General features: G+C 63.1%; 15 protein-coding genes. 11 read left to right on the plus strand and 4 right to left on the minus strand.

Annotated features, from left to right (window positions below):
* Window positions 1–211: 211 nt before the first annotated feature.
* The 3 genes from IVB29_RS01545 to IVB29_RS01555 all read right to left on the minus strand — a co-directional run bounded on the left by IVB29_RS01545 (window position 212) and on the right by IVB29_RS01555 (window position 3,439).
* Window positions 212–1,180, minus strand: a complete 969-nt coding sequence (locus tag IVB29_RS01545; protein ID WP_247501622.1) for a dienelactone hydrolase family protein — start codon at window positions 1,178–1,180, stop codon at window positions 212–214.
* A gap of 197 nt (window positions 1,181–1,377) precedes the next feature.
* Window positions 1,378–2,382: an acetylserotonin O-methyltransferase gene (locus IVB29_RS01550; protein ID WP_247501623.1), complete on the minus strand. Its 1,005-nt coding sequence runs from the start codon at window positions 2,380–2,382 to the stop codon at window positions 1,378–1,380.
* 211 nt (window positions 2,383–2,593) lie between these two features.
* Entirely contained in the window at window positions 2,594–3,439 is an 846-nt protein-coding gene (locus tag IVB29_RS01555; protein WP_247501624.1) for a cytochrome c, read from the minus strand.
* Window positions 3,440–3,977: 538 nt separating this feature from the next.
* On the opposite strand from IVB29_RS01555, the gene IVB29_RS01560 reads away from it, so the two are divergent.
* Window positions 3,978–4,421: an SRPBCC family protein gene (locus tag IVB29_RS01560; RefSeq protein WP_247501625.1), complete on the plus strand. Its 444-nt coding sequence runs from the start codon at window positions 3,978–3,980 to the stop codon at window positions 4,419–4,421.
* Window positions 4,422–4,683: 262 nt separating this feature from the next.
* Here IVB29_RS01560 and IVB29_RS01565 read toward each other — a convergent pair whose 3' ends face one another.
* Entirely contained in the window at window positions 4,684–6,015 is a 1,332-nt protein-coding gene (locus tag IVB29_RS01565) for an Hsp70 family protein (protein ID WP_247501626.1), read from the minus strand.
* Between the two features lie 281 nt (window positions 6,016–6,296).
* Here IVB29_RS01565 and IVB29_RS01570 point away from each other — a divergent pair, with 281 nt between their 5' ends.
* The 10 genes from IVB29_RS01570 to IVB29_RS01615 all read left to right on the plus strand — a co-directional run bounded on the left by IVB29_RS01570 (window position 6,297) and on the right by IVB29_RS01615 (window position 15,570).
* Entirely contained in the window at window positions 6,297–6,434 is a 138-nt protein-coding gene (locus IVB29_RS01570; protein WP_164987894.1) for a hypothetical protein, read from the plus strand.
* A 246-nt stretch (window positions 6,435–6,680) separates the two neighbouring features.
* A complete protein-coding gene (oxlT, locus tag IVB29_RS01575) occupies window positions 6,681–7,967 on the plus strand; it encodes an oxalate/formate MFS antiporter (protein ID WP_247501627.1) in 1,287 nt (428 codons plus the stop codon).
* Window positions 7,968–8,228: 261 nt separating this feature from the next.
* Window positions 8,229–9,551: an oxalate/formate MFS antiporter gene (gene oxlT / locus IVB29_RS01580; RefSeq protein WP_247501628.1), complete on the plus strand. Its 1,323-nt coding sequence runs from the start codon at window positions 8,229–8,231 to the stop codon at window positions 9,549–9,551.
* 180 nt (window positions 9,552–9,731) lie between these two features.
* Complete coding sequence (locus IVB29_RS01585) at window positions 9,732–10,160, plus strand: CBS domain-containing protein (protein WP_247501629.1); 429 nt, start codon at window positions 9,732–9,734, stop codon at window positions 10,158–10,160.
* A gap of 100 nt (window positions 10,161–10,260) precedes the next feature.
* Entirely contained in the window at window positions 10,261–11,280 is a 1,020-nt protein-coding gene (locus tag IVB29_RS01590; protein ID WP_247501630.1) for a 2-dehydropantoate 2-reductase, read from the plus strand.
* Entirely contained in the window at window positions 11,277–12,065 is a 789-nt protein-coding gene (locus IVB29_RS01595) for a fumarylacetoacetate hydrolase family protein (RefSeq protein ID WP_247501631.1), read from the plus strand. Before IVB29_RS01590 ends, IVB29_RS01595 begins: the two co-directional genes overlap by 4 nt.
* Window positions 12,066–12,304: 239 nt before the next feature.
* Window positions 12,305–13,711, plus strand: coding sequence for a hypothetical protein (locus tag IVB29_RS01600; protein ID WP_247501632.1), 1,407 nt, complete (start codon window positions 12,305–12,307; stop codon window positions 13,709–13,711).
* A 75-nt stretch (window positions 13,712–13,786) separates the two neighbouring features.
* A complete protein-coding gene (locus tag IVB29_RS01605) occupies window positions 13,787–14,500 on the plus strand; it encodes a hypothetical protein (protein ID WP_247501633.1) in 714 nt (237 codons plus the stop codon).
* A 176-nt stretch (window positions 14,501–14,676) separates the two neighbouring features.
* Window positions 14,677–14,877, plus strand: a complete 201-nt coding sequence (locus IVB29_RS01610; protein ID WP_247501634.1) for a hypothetical protein — start codon at window positions 14,677–14,679, stop codon at window positions 14,875–14,877.
* Window positions 14,878–14,922: 45 nt separating this feature from the next.
* Window positions 14,923–15,570: a hypothetical protein gene (locus IVB29_RS01615; protein ID WP_247501635.1), complete on the plus strand. Its 648-nt coding sequence runs from the start codon at window positions 14,923–14,925 to the stop codon at window positions 15,568–15,570.
* Window positions 15,571–15,658: the final 88 nt, after the last annotated feature.

Raw genomic sequence — 15,658 nt, forward strand, 5'->3', positions numbered from 1 at the left:
CTAGCGTATACCTGATCACCGTCATTTGCAAGGCTGGACCAGATTCAATTGCCCCACGCGCTCAGCGGGGTTTTTGCCATGGGGGGCATGATTTCGTATTTTACGAATAAGCGTTGACGCGTCGGGCAAAACAGGGGCATTATGCCATCATCGGAAAAGCTGATGTCTGCCCGGCGAACAGCACTTCGCGGCGCCTCACCGATCGCGAAGCTCATTGCTCTCCGAGCTGCTCGCGAAAATACTTCACGACCGCCGCATTGAACGCGCGGTGGAAGCCGACCCTGTCGAATCCCGCCGGCGTATCGGTGCAGATGCGCGGGACGGCTGCCGCAAGCTCGGCCGAGCAAGGCGCGAGGAAAGCAAAATGCCCGGCCGGCACGACATGAATCTCGGGCTTGCCCGGCAATCCCTCCGCGACGCGCTCCGTACCCGAACCGTCGCCGACGCCGGGGCCGCCGAACTGCGAGCGCCAGAACTGGAACGGCACCTTGACCACGGCGAGATTCTCCCGCGTCAGGGTGCCCGGCGCAGGATCGACGATGACGGCAGTGCGGATACGCGCATCCTGGATCGGCTCAGGCGGAGTCTCGCCATTGTGAAGCTCTGCGCAAGCGCCGGTCGTCTCCTTGCAAAAACCGGCGACCCGCGCGAAATCCGGCCTGGTGCCCATCAGCACGAAGCCGGTCGCACCGCCCAGCGAGAAACCGAAGAAGCCGACCTTGGCGGGATCAATCACCGCCCTGTCCTTCCACTCGTTCAAGACGAAGTCGAGCAGGCGCACGATGTCCGCCGGACGCGATTTCCAAACCGAGAGAGTGTCGCGCCGCGAGGAATCGTTGGTGGTGTCACCGGGATGATTGATGGCGGCGACGACGAAGCCTGCATCGGCCAACGCCTCCTCGGTGTCGTGGTTCGCACCGAACCACCCGCCCCGGCCATGCGAGAAGATTACCAGTGGCAGCTTTGCCCCCGTGACGGGACAATCCTTCACGCCCTTCAGTTCGAAATCGGCGCCGACCGAAAGACTGCCGAGCACGACATGCGTCGGCTCGGCCGCGCACGGATACCAGATCGCGCCCGACAGCGCCGGATCGGAGTCGAGGAGCTGAATGCCTGCGGCCCTGGCGGATGAGCCAAGACAGCAGAGTGCGATAGCGAAAGCCCAAAGTGTCCTGCGCAACGGAGCCCCCTGATTTCTCGCGGGAGTTGAGCGAGGAACGATAGCGGAAATGTGGCTTCAATGATCAGGCTAGTCGCTCGGGCTAAGGTTTGCACTCAAATCAGCTTACCAACGCAAAGCGGAAGCCTACCTCCTCGAACGTGTTCGGCGGCTTGTGACCCGGAATGGACGTCACCGGAGGGCGAGCCGCCTTGTGCTCAATATGGCCGGGCCTCGATGACGTTGATTCTACCCGCTGGCACAACGCGCGTCAGCTCGAAGCCAGACTTGGCAAGCAGGTCAGAGAACTCGTCACGAGTTCGCTCCCGCCCACCCGGCAAAGCCAACATGTGGAGGTCCATGAATTTTGTCGCCGGTACTTCGTTCGCAGGCGCGATAATTCGCTCGATGAGAACCAACTTCGCCGTCTCACGCATCGCACGCCGGCACGCCTTCAAAATGGCGATCGCTTCGTCATCGTCCCAATCGTGAATCACTACCCGCATCACGTAAGCATCTCCGTCTTCAGGTACCGATTCGAAGAAACTTCCGCCCACCATTCGACAACGGTCGACGACGCCGTGCGCTTCCAGAACCGCCTCGGCGCCGGCAATGACCCCTGGCTGATCGAACAACGTGCCTTGCATCCTGGGATGAGCGGTCAGAATGGCTGCCAGCATTAAACCGCGTCCGCCACCCACGTCCACAACATGATGGAAAGCGGAGAAATCATACGCGCCGATAACGGCTTCAGCGCCGCCGCGCGAAAACTCCGTCATAGCGCGATCGAAGACCGCGCTCTCCTCCGGACGTTCGGCGCGATAATTCCAAATGTCCTTACCGTTGAGACTTTGAAAGGCATTCTCGCCGGTTCGAATGCTGTGCAGCAGATGGCCCCATGTGCTCCAAACGTAGGGACTTCCGACGCACTCCGCCCACGCGCCGATCGGCGTCGCGGAGTCAGTGCGCAAACAATCTCCCATTGGTGTCAGCGCAAACCTTCGGTTTTCATCTTCTTCAAAAACGCCCACTGCGGCGAGCGCCCGCAGCAGCCGGTAGAGAGCGCCTGCATGGCTTTGCGTTAAGGGCGCCAATTCCTCTGCCGAACGAGAGCCGCCTTTCAGATGGTCTGCGATACGAAGAGTTGACGCGACATGAATTGCCTGTGTGACCTGAAAGCCGTTGATCAGTCCGAGGAGAGTGAGCCAAGGGTTGGATGTCACAAGAACCTCCGTAGGAGAGGAAGCTAAGACGCTGGTTACTGTGCTCGGCGGATGCCCGTTGAACAAGTCTCTCTTATGGCCCTTTTGCGAAGCGGCCGCCGACACCGCGTCCGTCCGATTGGCGGTGCAGACCGGAAGTGCGCGGGCCGTAGCCAAAACGGCGCGTTTGACCCATTTGCGACATTCGACACTTCGAAAGAGTGATCATGAACTATTCGATCGGCGGAATGGTGCGCACCCAAGCGACGATAGCGTCGAGATCCTGCTCGGTCATCCTGCTGAAATAGCGTTGCCGGGCCATCGGCATTTTGAGCACGCGGCCGTCGCGGCTGATGCCGTCAGTCAGCGCGCGCTTGAGTTCGGCGTCCGTCCACGCGCCGATGCCCTTCTCCTTGTGGGAGGAGATGTTGGCGACGACGACGGAGCCAAAGGGGCCCTTCATCTCGTGACCGCCCTTGCCCCACCAGTTCTTGAAGTCTTGAGTGCCATCGGGTTTGCGCGAGTGGCATTCCATGCAATGCGCGAGGGTGGCGAGATAGAAGCCGCGCTTGACCGGATCTTGAGGGACCGCGTCACCGATCGATGTTTCGGCGCCCGACAGTGCCACAGGATACGCCGCGGCCTTGTAGACCGGCGGCGGCATCTCGTTGCTCACCGGCTTGATGGTCTTCAAGTAGGCCGCGATCGCATCGAGATCGCCGGGCGTCAGAATTCTGTAGAAGCCATAGGGCATCTGCGGCGCAACCGACACGCCGTTCGGTCGCACACCGCTGATCAGCAGTCGCTTGATGTCGACCTCGCTCCAAGCTCCAATGCCTGTGTCGCGGTCGGGCGTGATGTTTGACCCGTGGACAGTGTAGGCCGGTCCGTCCCAGACAATGGACCCTCCGGAAAACCGCCGCTCCATGTCGAGACCGCTGGGCCCGCGCGGCGTATGGCAGCCGTCGCAAGCCATGACCGCGTTGACCAAGTAGCTGCCGCGCTCGATCGGCGTCTCGGCGGCTGCTCTCGTTGCGGCGGCACACAGAATGGCGAGTACAGCGAAAAAGCGAATCATCGCCCCAGCTCCGCGGTTCTAATGAGCGTACTGCTTTCATATTCCAGCCGGGCAGCCTCGCCATGTGTGAATTGGTTCACGTCCGGGCAAATGTTTTTGGTCGCCTGTTGGCCCTTAGCCGGAGGTCGATTGAGCGCGTGTCGTGTCGGCTGGCCATGTCCGGTCTCGAAGACTGAACGGACACGCCTACTTCCGCGGGGCTGATCGAGTTTATGATTACCCGCCCTAGTCTTGCGGCATCGTCGGCGCTCCGCCGATAAATGTCTGGTCGCCAAAGACCGAAAGCCATCATGGAAATTCCGCCAAGGGTGATCAAAGACAACGAAGCCGTCGGGGACAACATGGATCGAACGACTTGTTCAGAGGCGGCTCTGAGCAGCTATCGGGCCAACAAAATCCGGCCGCCTTCCGTTATCGCATCACCCAGCAAAGAAAAACCGCGACGCCGTGTCGGATCGGCGCTATCCCGCTCGTCCTCGGGACATCGACGGGCAAGAGAGGTTCCTGTCGAACCGATCACTTCAAGAGGATGATGAATATGCCCAGCACTGTCCGACTGCACCGCGTTCTCACCACCAGCCCGGAGAAGGTCTATCGCGCCTTTCTGGAGGCGGATGCGCTTGCAAAGTGGCTGCCGCCGAACGGCTTCACCTGCACCGTGCATCACCTCGAGCCAAAGGTCGGCGGCACGTTCAAGATGTCGTTCCGGAACTTCACGACGGGCAACAGCCACGCTTTCGGCGGCGAATATCTCGAGCTCGTGCCTGGCGAACGCCTGCGTTACACCGACAAGTTCGACGATCCCAATCTGCCCGGCGAGATCCAGGTGACCGTGATCCTGAAGAAGGTCTCGGTCGGTACTGAAGTGGATATCACGCAGGCCGGCATCCCCGACGTCATCCCGCCGGAGGCCTGCTATCTCGGCTGGCAGGAATCGCTGCGGAATTTGGCGAAGCTGGTGGAGCCCGAGATCAATCAGTAGCAAAGGCGTCAGTGCCGTAGGGTGGGCAAAGCGCAGCGTGCCCACCAACAGATCGTGGGCACGGCGCTTTGCGCCTTTGCCCACCCTACGGCACTGTTGGATTGGACGCGCAGATCTCCCCGCGTCGTCGTTGCGAGCGCAGCGAAGCAATCCAGAATCTTTTCCGCGGAGACGGTCTGGATTGCTTCGCTGCGCTCGCAATGACGGAGAATGGCGAACTCTCCGCGAGGACAACTCATATTAAGTCTGCGGAGAACGATTGCTACGCGCCCGGCTTCGGCGCGATCCCGCCGCCTGCGGTCCAGCGATCGGGATCGGGACTGTGCCCGATCAGTGCGAGGCCGTAGGCGATCGACTCGAACTGGTCGCCCGACATCAGCCGCTCATTGCCGAATCGGTCGGCGAACAGCTTTCGCACGGCGGGCACGAACGAGGTGCCGCCGGTCAAAAACACCTTCTCTATCTCGCGCGCGGTGATGCCGGCTTCGGCCAGCACCTTGTCGACGGTGGCACCCAGGCGAGCGATATCGTCGGCAATCCAGGATTCGAAATTCTTGCGCGTGATGGCCGCACCGATATCGACGCCGCCGCCCTTGAAGCGGAAGTCCACCTCGTCGTGGCCCGACAGCGCAACCTTGGCGTCGGACACCGCGCGGTACAGCGAGAAGCCGAGGTCGAGATCGACGATGGTGATGAAATCTTCGAGCAGCTTCGGCTTCAGCGCGGAGCGCGCGAGATCCCGGAGCTCGCGCAGATCGCCGTTGCTCTTCATCATCGCGAGCTGATGCCAGCGCGCGAGGTTGGTGTAATGGCCGCTCGGGACCGGCAGCACCTTGTCGAACGAGCGGAAGCTGGAGCCTTTGCCGAGCCGCGGCGAGACGACGTGGTCGACGATGCGGTAATCGAACGTATCGCCGGCGATGCCGATGCCGGCGTGGCCAAGCGGCTCGGCGCGCAAGGCGCCACCCGCGCGCGAAAACCGCATCACGGAGAAGTCGCTGGTGCCGCCGCCGAAATCCGCAACCAGCACGGTCGCATCACGCTCCAGCCGGCGCGCAAAGGAGAACGCGGCGCCCACGGGCTCATAGACATAGCGCGCGTGGCCGGCGCCGAGGCTCTCGAACGCGGCGCGGTAGCGCTGCATCGCCAGCGCCTCGTCGGGATTGCCTCCGGCGAAGCGCACGGGGCGGCCAACCGTGATGGACGATGTCTCGAAGCCGAATTTGTCCCCGCCATGGCGCACCAGCGTCCGCAGGAACGCCGCCAGAATGTCCTCGAACTTGAAGCGCTGCCGGAACACTTGGGTGGTGTTGAAGCTGGAGCTCGCCGCAAACGTCTTGAACGACTGGAGGAAGCGATAGATGTGGCGTCCCTCGAGGAACGTCTCGATCGCCCACGGGCCGCCCTCGGCCTGGGCGCCCGCGCCCGGCCGGTCCTCCCAGAAGCACAGGGCCGAGACGAAGACGCTGTGGCGCTGGCCGCCATGGTCGAAGCGGATGGCCTCGACCCGGCGGTCGTCCGCGGCGATGGCGACGACCGTATTGCTGGTCCCAAAATCGATGCCGATCGAGACGGCGGGCAAGGCGCTCGACATGAACCACTCTGATAGATGATTGGAAAAGGGGGCAGACCACTAACGGCTTTGGACTGCCCTGCCAAGGCCAGATTGTGCACTGCGACAGTCAGACGACGCGGATTCGACCATGTCAGGGATGTTTCATGCCCCGATCGGTCGCTTTAACGCATCATTATGCTGCAATGCGGTAGAGAACATGCTGCCATGCAATGGCATGCATAGACACTGGCATCTGGTATACGTAGATTGCCCTTCGAAATGAGACAGCACTACTGACTGTCTTGAGAAAGGGAATTCCGATGTCCAAGACCGCTTCCGTCGCGCTCGCGCCCACCACCTCGCTGTTCGCCCGCTTCATGGCGGCGGTCGATCGCTTCCTGATGGCGAGCGCCGAGATCTCGAATCACAACGGCGACCTGCCCCGCTTCGGTCTGTAGGCCGACACCACCCTGGCGCGGCCGGATCGGCGCGCGGGTTTCAAAATCGCCGACGTACTACTTTTGATGAATGGCCCCGCACGACGGGGCCATTTCTATTTGCGCAGTCCGATTCACAAGCCGGGGCCGGCAAGGTTCTGCGGCATTTGCGCACGGTGACCGGACCAGCGCTTGAACCTTGGCATAATGAATACAAGAATGCCTCTCCAGCGCTCGCAGAAAATGAGAGGCGCCACGGGAGGCTTTATGACGGACATGGTGCAGGCAACGGCTCCTACAGCGGCGCGCGTTAGCGATACGTATCGCTGGGCGCAATTGGCGGTCGGTGTAGCGGCGATGGTGATGATCGCCAACTATCAATATGGCTGGACGTTCTTCGTCCCCGACATCCAGAAAAAATTCGGCTGGGATCGTGCGTCGATCCAATGGGCCTTTACGCTCTTTGTGCTGTTCGAGACCTGGCTCGTGCCGGTCGAAGGTTGGTTCGTCGACAAATACGGTCCGCGCCTTGTCGTCCTGGTCGGCGGCGTGCTCTGCGCCGTCGGCTGGGCGATCAACGCGCAGGCGACCACGCTCAACGGCTTCTATCTCGGCATGATCATCGCGGGCATCGGCGCGGGCGGCGTCTACGGCACCTGCGTCGGCAACGCGCTGAAATGGTTTCCCGACAAGCGCGGTCTTGCCGCGGGCATCACGGCGGCCGGCTTCGGTGCAGGCTCCGCGCTGACCGTCGCGCCGATCCAGGCCATGATCAAGGACAGTGGCTTCCAGACCACCTTCCTCTATTTCGGCCTCGGACAAGGCATCATCATCTGCATCCTCGCCTTCTTCCTGCTGGCGCCGAAAGCAGGCCAGGTGCCGGCCGTGGCGGCGAACGCCGCGCTGGTGCAGACGCGCCGCAACTATCAGCCGACCGAGGTGCTGCGCCAGCCGATCTTCTGGCTGATGTACTTCATGTTCGTGATCGTCGGCGCCGGTGGCCTGATGGTGACGGCCAATTTGAAGCCGATCGCCGTCGACTGGAAGGTCGACAGCGTTCCGGTGACGCTGATGGCGGTGACGATGACGGCGGTGACCTTCGCGGCCACGATCGACCGCGTGCTCAACGGCTTGACGCGTCCGTTCTTCGGCTGGATCTCCGACATGATCGGCCGCGAGAACACGATGTTCATCGCCTTCGGCATGGAAGGTGTCGGCATCTGGATGCTCTATCTCTGGGGCCACGACCCGCTCTGGTTCGTGCTGCTCTCGGGCTTCGTGTTCTTCGCCTGGGGTGAGATCTACTCGCTGTTCCCCTCGACCTGCACCGACACGTTCGGCGCCAAGTTCGCGACCACCAATGCGGGCCTGCTCTACACCGCAAAGGGTACCGCCGCGCTCCTGGTCCCGATCGCCAACTACATGCAGCAATCGTCGGGCAATTGGGACAGCGTGTTCATCATCGCGGCCGGCGCCAACATCCTGGCCTCGGCGCTGGCGATCGTGGTGCTGAAACCCTGGCGCAAGATGGTGGTCGCGAAATCGACCGTCTGACGCGCTTCATCACAGTTCGTTCGAGCACGACGCCCGGCCTCACGGCCGGGCGTTTCGTTTTGTACGAATCTTTTCAACTTCACGAAATCCGAAGGGAATCGCGCATTTTTCTTGCGCTGCGTCACAAGTTAGGGCTTGCATTCTGGAATATGGTATACCAAGCTCCGCGCCGCGCTTGCGACGATAAGCCACAATATTTGCGACACTGGGTCATCTTGCAATCCCAGGTCGCATTCAATCAGGCGCCATGGGAGGTTGTTGATGATTTCCAGCACGGATGGCGCCGTCACGGCCGCGCCTCTTCGCACCGGTTTCCGTTGGTTTCAGCTCGCCATGGGCATCGTCTGCATGGCGATGATCGCCAATCTGCAATATGGCTGGACGCTGTTTGTCGATCCGATCGATGCGGCCCACCATTGGGGTCGCGCGGCGATCCAGCTCGCTTTCACCATCTTCGTCGTCACCGAGACCTGGCTGGTGCCAATCGAAGCTTGGTTCGTCGACAAATACGGCCCGCGCATTGTCATCATGTTCGGCGGCGTGATGATCGCGCTGTCCTGGGTGCTCAACTCCTATGCTGACTCGCTTCCCCTGCTGTACGCGGCCGCGGTCGTCGGCGGCATGGGCGCGGGCGCGGTGTACGGCACCTGCGTTGGCAATGCGCTGAAATGGTTTCCCGATCGCCGCGGCCTCGCCGCCGGCGCGACTGCCGCAGGCTTCGGCGCGGGCGCCGCGCTGACCGTGGTGCCGATCGCGATGATGATCGCATCGAGCGGCTACCAGACCGCGTTCTTGAAGTTCGGCATCGGCCAGGGCCTGATCGTGTTCGTGCTCGCCTTCTTCATCCAGCCGCCGCGGATCTCGATCCCGCCGAAGAAGAAGCAGCTCAATCTGCCGCAGACCAAGATCGACTTCACCCCGCCGCAAGTGCTGCGCGCGCCTATTTTCTGGGTCATGTACCTCGTCTTCGTCATGGTCGCCTCCGGCGGCCTGATGACCGCGGCGCAGATCGCCCCGATCGCGCACGACTTCAAGATTGCCGACACGCCGGTCACGCTCCTCGGCTTTCAGATGGCGGCCCTGACGTTCGCGATCTCGCTCGACCGCATCTTCGACGGCTTCGGCCGTCCGTTCTTCGGCTTCGTCTCCGACAATATCGGCCGCGAGAACACCATGTTCATCGCCTTTGGCACGGCGGCGCTGATGCTGCTGACGCTGTCGGCCTATGGCCACATCCCGATCGTGTTCGTGCTCGCGACCGCAGTTTACTTCGGCGTGTTCGGCGAGATCTACTCCCTGTTCCCCGCGACCTGCGGCGACACCTTCGGCTCGAAATACGCGACCACCAACAACGGCATGCTCTACACCGCGAAGGGCACCGCCGCGTTGCTTGTCCCGCTCGCAAGCGTGATCTCGGCGACCTATGGCTGGAAGGCCGTGTTCGTGGTGGCAGTGGCCTTGAATGCGACCGCGGCGCTGATGGCGCTGTTCGTGATCAAGCCGATGCGCCGCTCCTTCATCCTCGGCAAGGAAGCCGAGAGCGCCAATGCCGCAACGGGCACTGCCAAGACCGAGACGGCGTAAGCCGCCACACATCTTGCACGGTTGAGACAGGGGCGCAGCGATGCGCCCCTTTTTGTTTTGGAGCGACGACAAACGTCAGCATTCCTGCCGCAAGAATTTTCGGATCAGCCAAATCGAATGCTTGACGATTGGCATTATGTATACCACACTTGACCCCATCATTCACCCAGGGAGGTTGCAATGCTGGTCGGAGACATTCTGCGCAAGAAGACGCCGCGCGTTGTTACGGTGCGAATGAACGAAACGGTGGGTATCGCGGCCAAGCTGATGCGTGCCAACAACATCAGCGCGCTCGTGGTGAAGGACGTGGTCCGCTCCGAGGGCAACACCGCGGTCGGCATGTTCACCGAGCGCGACGTGGTGCGCGCCGTCGCCGAGCACGGCGCGGGCGCCGTCAACATCAAGGTCTCGCAGCTCGTCTCGGTGCAGCAGCTCATCTCCTGCACCTCCTCGGACACGATCGAGCACGTCCGGCATGTGATGAACCGCAATCACATCCGGCACCTGCCCGTGATCGACGATTACAGCCTCGTCTCCGTCATCAGCATGCGCGACATCGCCGCTGTCGTTGACGAAGCGCTCAACGGCACGCCGCAAGCGGCAGCTTAAGCAACACGACCCTTCCCCTGCGACTACCGGCCCCGGCTCGGATCCTTCCGAGCCGGACCGGATCTTTCGTCCCAAAATTCCGGCCACCCGCGAGGATTTCATGAAGATCTGCATCTACGGCGCCGGCGCGATCGGCGGATATCTCGGGGTTCAGCTCGCGCGCGCCGGCGCCGATATGAGCCTGGTCGCACGCGGCGCCCACCTCGCCGCGATGCGCGAGCACGGGCTGACGCTGCTGACGGGCGAAGAAAAGCACGTTGTGCATCCGCGCTGCACCGACAATCCCGCCGAGCTCGGCGTGCAGGACTACATCATCATCACGCTGAAGGCGCATTCGATCACCGGCGTGATCGAGAAGATGCAGCCGCTGCTCGGGCCCCACACCCGCATCGTCACCGCCGTCAACGGCATCCCCTATTGGTACTTCCACAAGCACGGCGGCCCATACGAAAACGCGACGCTGGAGAGCATCGACCCCGGCGGCCGCCAGTGGCGCGAGATCGGCGCCGAGCGCGCCATCGGCTGCATCGTCTATCCCGCCACCGAGATCGAGGCGCCCGGCGTGATCCGCCACGTCTACGGCAACAATTTTCCGCTCGGCGAGCCCTCCGGCGAGATCACGTCCGACGTGCAGCGCCTCGCCGATCTCTTCGTCGCCGCCGGGCTGAAAGCGCCGGTGCTCGACCGCATCCGCGACGAGATCTGGCTGAAACTGTGGGGCAATGTCTGCTTCAACCCGATCAGCGCGCTGACCCACGCGACGCTCGACGTGATCTGCACCGATCCGTCCACGCGCGCGCTGTCGCGCGCCATCATGGTCGAGACGCAAGGCATCGCCGAGACCTTCGGCGTCAAATTCCGCGTCGACGTCGAACGCCGCATCGAGGGCGCCCGCAAGGTCGGCGCGCACAAGACCTCGATGCTCCAGGACCTCGAGCGCGGCCGCCCGATGGAGATCGACCCGCTCGTCACCGTGGTGCAGGAGATGGGCCGCCTCACCGGCATCGCCACGCCCGCACTCGACTCGGTGCTGGCGATGGTGACCCAGCGCGCCCGCATCGCCGGTCTCTATGACGGCGTCTCGGCGCCATCCGATCCGCGCGCACTGGCGGTGGCATGATGGCGGGCGAGATGAAACAATGGCTGCGTTTCCGGAATAATGGCGCGACCGGCTTCGGCACGCTGACGCCATCAGGCATCAGCGTGCACGAAGGCGAGATGTTCGGCCGCCATGCAGCGACCGGCAAGATTCTGGCGCTGTCGGAGGTCGAGCTGCTGGCGCCCTGCGCGCCCAGCAAGATCGTCGCGCTCTGGAACAATTTTCACGCGCTCGCGGCGAAACTCAACCAGCCCGAGCCGCCGGAGCCGCTCTATCTCCTGAAGGCCACCACCAGCATCACGACGCCGGGCGCGGTGATCCGCCGCCCCTCTTATTACGACGGCAAGACCACCTATGAGGGCGAGCTCGGCATCGTCATCGGCAAGTCCTGCGCGCGCGTCTCGCCGGCGGAAGCCGACGGCTTCATCTTCGGTTACACCTGCGTCAACGACATCACCGCCAATGACATCCTGACCAGCGACGCGACTTTCCCGCAATGGGCCCGCGCCAAGGGCATCGACGATTACGGCCCGTTCGGCCCTGTCATCGCGACCGGCCTTGATCCGGCGAAACTCGTGGTCCGCACCATCCTCAATGGCGCGGAGCGGCAGAACTATCCGATCTCGGACATGATCTTCACCGCGCAGGAATTGGTCAGCAAGATCTCCCACGACATGACCCTGCTCCCCGGCGACCTCATCGCGGTCGGGACATCGGTGGGTATCGGCGTCATGAAGGAGCCGGTGAATATCGTGACGGTCGCAATCGACGGGATTGGTGAGCTGACCAACGAGTTTCGGCTGTAGCCCTCCCCGTCATTCCGGGGCGCGCGCAGCGCGAGCCCGGAATGACGAAGGAGGACGTGACGCTACCCGCCTCCTCGGGAAAACCCGGCAACCCTGCACCCCCTCCACCGATCGGCCGATGCAACCAGCCGTGGATCGCGCTCCCCGGATGCGGTCGGCAACCCGCGCGCCTCTTGATCTCGGTTCCGCTCTCCAATAGCAACTATGGCGAGATTGTGTGCCGGCGTGAGGAAGTCACGATGTGGCTGTTTGTCCTGGTTGCCTGGTTTGTCCTGCTCGCCGCCATCGCGCTTCTCGCCCAGCAGGCGTTTGGTTACGATATCGCCCATTTGCCCGCTTTGTTCGCGGGCCTGTCCATGCCGCAGCGCATTGCAACCGGAGCGCTGCTGGTCCTCGCGCTGGCCTTGATCGGTGCAACCGCCTGGCGGCTGTCGCGCCAGGACCGGCGCCTCGACAAGCTGCGCGACCGCCTCAAGAAGACCCGCGAGGACGTCGTCGTCGCCCATGCCCTGCAAAACCATCTCGATGCCACCGTCCAGCACCTGATCGAGAGCGACCCCAGAGAGGCCGTCTCCGCCCTCCACGACAAGCTGGGCGAGACCGAGCAGCGCGCGCTGCTCCAGCAGGGCCGCAACGAATCCACCGACATGCACGACCAGCTCGCCGAGATCCGCCGCCGCCAGCAGGGCGTGCGCGACATGGTCGGCAAGGTCGCCGATCAACGCCGCGCGGTCGAGCCCGTCTTCACCGAGATCCGCGACCGCCAGAACCAGCTCGAACGCTCCCTGCACGACCTCGAGACCGACGACCGCAAGAACAATCTCGCCGACCGGCTGAAGGACATCGCGCGCGACGTATCGACGCTGCTGTCACGGGTGGACACGGTCCAGACCACCTTTGCGACCCTGAACCAGTACAAGGAGGATCTGGCGAAATCCCACGCCGAGCTGGTGCCGCTGCGATCCACGGATGTCGGCATCAACGCCCTGATCGGCGAGCTCGGCCTCGGTCATGACCGCCTCGCCAAGAACATCGACGAGCTCGAGACCGGCGGCGACGCACCGCTCGGCAGCCGCGTCGAGGCGCTGTCGAAGAACAAGCTCGAGATCGAGCAGCGCCTCGCCCGCATCGACGACAGTTTCAACATTCTCAAGGCCGTCAGGCTCGACTTCGAGGAGCTCGGCCAGCGCCAGGCCCAGCTCGAACGCTCGCTTGGCGAGGTCGAGATCGATTCCGACGGCAAGACCCTTACCGAGCGCCAGAACGCGCTGAACGATTTCGTGCTCCAGTCGCGCCAGCGCCTGGCTGCGCTGCAGGAGACACTGACGACGCTGAACGCCTTCAAGGCGGAATTGTCGAAGTCGCAGGCCGATCTCGTCCCGCTGAAGGCCCCGGTGTTCGGCATCGAGGCGATGATCGCCGACGTCAGCACCACCCACGACCTTCTGGCCAAAACCGTCGGCGAGATCGAGGCCAATGCGGGCGTGACGCTGGCCTCGCGCGTCGAGACGCTGACCAAGGGCAAGCGCGAGGTCGAAGACCGCCTCACCCGCATCTTCGACAATTTCAATGCGCTCGATGCCTTGCGCAAGGACATCGGCGGCATCTTCTCGACGATCCGCAACAGCCTGAACCGGATCGGGTGAAGGCGGTCCGTAGCTGGATGATCGAAACAAGCGTCGAGCTCGAACCGCGATCTCTCTCGGCGCGACTAACCCCCCATGCGCTTCATCCTCGGCCTTCTGTCTGGTCTCCTCGGCATGCTGGCCGGCTGGTCCGGACTTGCGATCCTGGTGGCGACCCTCGCGGGGCCGGACCGGGATGGCGGCACCGCCATGGGGGCTTTTTTCCAGATCGGGCCGATCGGCGGTGTCATCGGCTTCATTGTCGGCGTGTGGCTGTTCAGCAGGATCGGCGTCGTCAGAAAGAGCGTCTCTCCGTCCGACGCGGAGGTGCCCGGCACCGCAGCGGCCTCGCGCAGCCGCATCTCGTTCCCCTTTGCCGTCACGCTTGTGCTGCTGATTGCGGGGCTCGGCTGGTGGGCGTGGTACGAGCTCATCCGCTCGCCCACCCTCTCGCACGGCTTCATGACGCTCGAGCTCCAGTTCAAGCTGCCAGCCGGCATGCCCTTGCCGGCGAGGGAGGACGTGCGGATCGAGGTGCAGGAACGACAGGGATATACCGTGGCCGAGTTGACCAACCGCTGGCACGGTCATGACGGTGACCGTCAGGTAATCCTCACCTCAGCCTCGCTGATGTACAAGACACCCCACCGCCTCGTCACCCTCACCTTGCCCAACCAGCCCCCACAATCGTGGCGGCTCGATCTCTCCTCCGATCCCGATCCGACACCGGGCTATTCGGACTGGCACGTTGCGGAGGGCACGCCATCCGCAAAGGTCGAGATGAATTTTCGCCTGAGCGCCGACCGCTGAGGAGCGCTCGGCGCCACTCCGAAACATCCGGACACATCACATCTCCGCGCGCCCGATCAATGCCGCCAACATGTCCCGCGCGCGCCGCAACTTGGTCGCATTCCGCCGCCCTTCTGTGAGGCGTGTCTGGGGGCACGGCGGTGCCGTGTTTGGACCAAACCAAACCTTCTAGGGGTATGAACGTGAAGAAGATTGTATTTGTTCTGGGTGCCACGCTTGCTCTGGTGACGGTTGCGAACGCCGCGGATCTGCCGCGCCGCCAGCCCGTGCCGGTCTATTCGGAGCAGGCGCCGATCGGCAAGATGCCGATTGGCAAGAGCCCGATTGGCAAGGCCCCGATCGGCAAGGCGCCCGGCCCGGTCGCAGCGCGCTACTGATACGCGCAAAGTCTGCGGAAGCGGCCGACAGTCGAGGGGCATAGCGTGACGAATAAACCTGATCGATCGGGATCCTGCATCCTTGCGGGCTTGGCCCTCGCGGCCATGATCGCATGCACGATGCCCTCGGCCTCGGCCCACGAAGCGAACAAGCGCGTTGCCGACGCAAATGCGCTTGCCACGACCGACACCGCATCACGGCCGGCGCCGCAGTCGCGGCGCCCGATCGCGCGTGCGGAAAAAGGTCCCTATTACGTCGACTTCCGCGCACGGACCGCGGCAAGCTGGGGCCATGCCTTCGTCTGGTACGGCAAGACCAGCGAGCGCGCCGTCGAGGTCGCAGGGCTCACACCGTCCGGGGACACCTGGGCCTATGTGCTCGGCCACCTCACCTGGGTGCCAGCCGAGACCGGCGCGAGCTATGGCGATCTCGATCCGGACTATCTGACCGCGAGTTACCGCGTCTATCTGAACGAGGCCGACGCCAAACGCGTGTTCGCCTACATCAAGAAATTGCAGGCGAGCTCGCCGGTCTGGAATGCCGAGACCACCAACTGCACCGGCTTCATCGGCGACATCGCCGAGTTCATGGGCCTGCAGGTCCCCTATCGCTGGCAGCGCCCGGAAAACTTCGTCAACCGCCTCAAGGAAATGAATGGCGGCCGCCAGATGGTGCGGCTGTCGGCGGAGTAGCGCTACGGTTATTGCGCGCAGTTGCGCTCGAAAACGTAGGTCTCGTGCCCCGGACGCTGCGCAGCACGAAGTGATGCGCTGCGGAGCC

It is taken from the genome of Bradyrhizobium sp. 1, assembly GCF_023073315.1.
GTDB lineage: Bacteria > Pseudomonadota > Alphaproteobacteria > Rhizobiales > Xanthobacteraceae > Bradyrhizobium.

What these genes read in the sequence shown, in the direction of transcription:
- oxlT (WP_247501627.1), top strand. Translation starts at nt 6,681, where the DNA reads ATGACGGACATGGTGCAGGCAACGGCTCCTACAGCGGCGCGCGTTAGC.
- IVB29_RS01570 (WP_164987894.1), top strand. Translation starts at nt 6,297, where the DNA reads ATGTCCAAGACCGCTTCCGTCGCGCTCGCGCCCACCACCTCGCTGTTC.
- IVB29_RS01605 (WP_247501633.1), top strand. Translation starts at nt 13,787, where the DNA reads ATGCGCTTCATCCTCGGCCTTCTGTCTGGTCTCCTCGGCATGCTGGCC.
- IVB29_RS01555 (WP_247501624.1), bottom strand. Translation starts at nt 3,439, where the DNA reads ATGATTCGCTTTTTCGCTGTACTCGCCATTCTGTGTGCCGCCGCAACG.
- IVB29_RS01610 (WP_247501634.1), top strand. Translation starts at nt 14,677, where the DNA reads ATGAACGTGAAGAAGATTGTATTTGTTCTGGGTGCCACGCTTGCTCTG.
- IVB29_RS01595 (WP_247501631.1), top strand. Translation starts at nt 11,277, where the DNA reads ATGATGGCGGGCGAGATGAAACAATGGCTGCGTTTCCGGAATAATGGC.
- oxlT (WP_247501628.1), top strand. Translation starts at nt 8,229, where the DNA reads ATGATTTCCAGCACGGATGGCGCCGTCACGGCCGCGCCTCTTCGCACC.
- IVB29_RS01565 (WP_247501626.1), bottom strand. Translation starts at nt 6,015, where the DNA reads ATGTCGAGCGCCTTGCCCGCCGTCTCGATCGGCATCGATTTTGGGACC.
- IVB29_RS01585 (WP_247501629.1), top strand. Translation starts at nt 9,732, where the DNA reads ATGCTGGTCGGAGACATTCTGCGCAAGAAGACGCCGCGCGTTGTTACG.
- IVB29_RS01590 (WP_247501630.1), top strand. Translation starts at nt 10,261, where the DNA reads ATGAAGATCTGCATCTACGGCGCCGGCGCGATCGGCGGATATCTCGGG.
- IVB29_RS01560 (WP_247501625.1), top strand. Translation starts at nt 3,978, where the DNA reads ATGCCCAGCACTGTCCGACTGCACCGCGTTCTCACCACCAGCCCGGAG.
- IVB29_RS01600 (WP_247501632.1), top strand. Translation starts at nt 12,305, where the DNA reads ATGTGGCTGTTTGTCCTGGTTGCCTGGTTTGTCCTGCTCGCCGCCATC.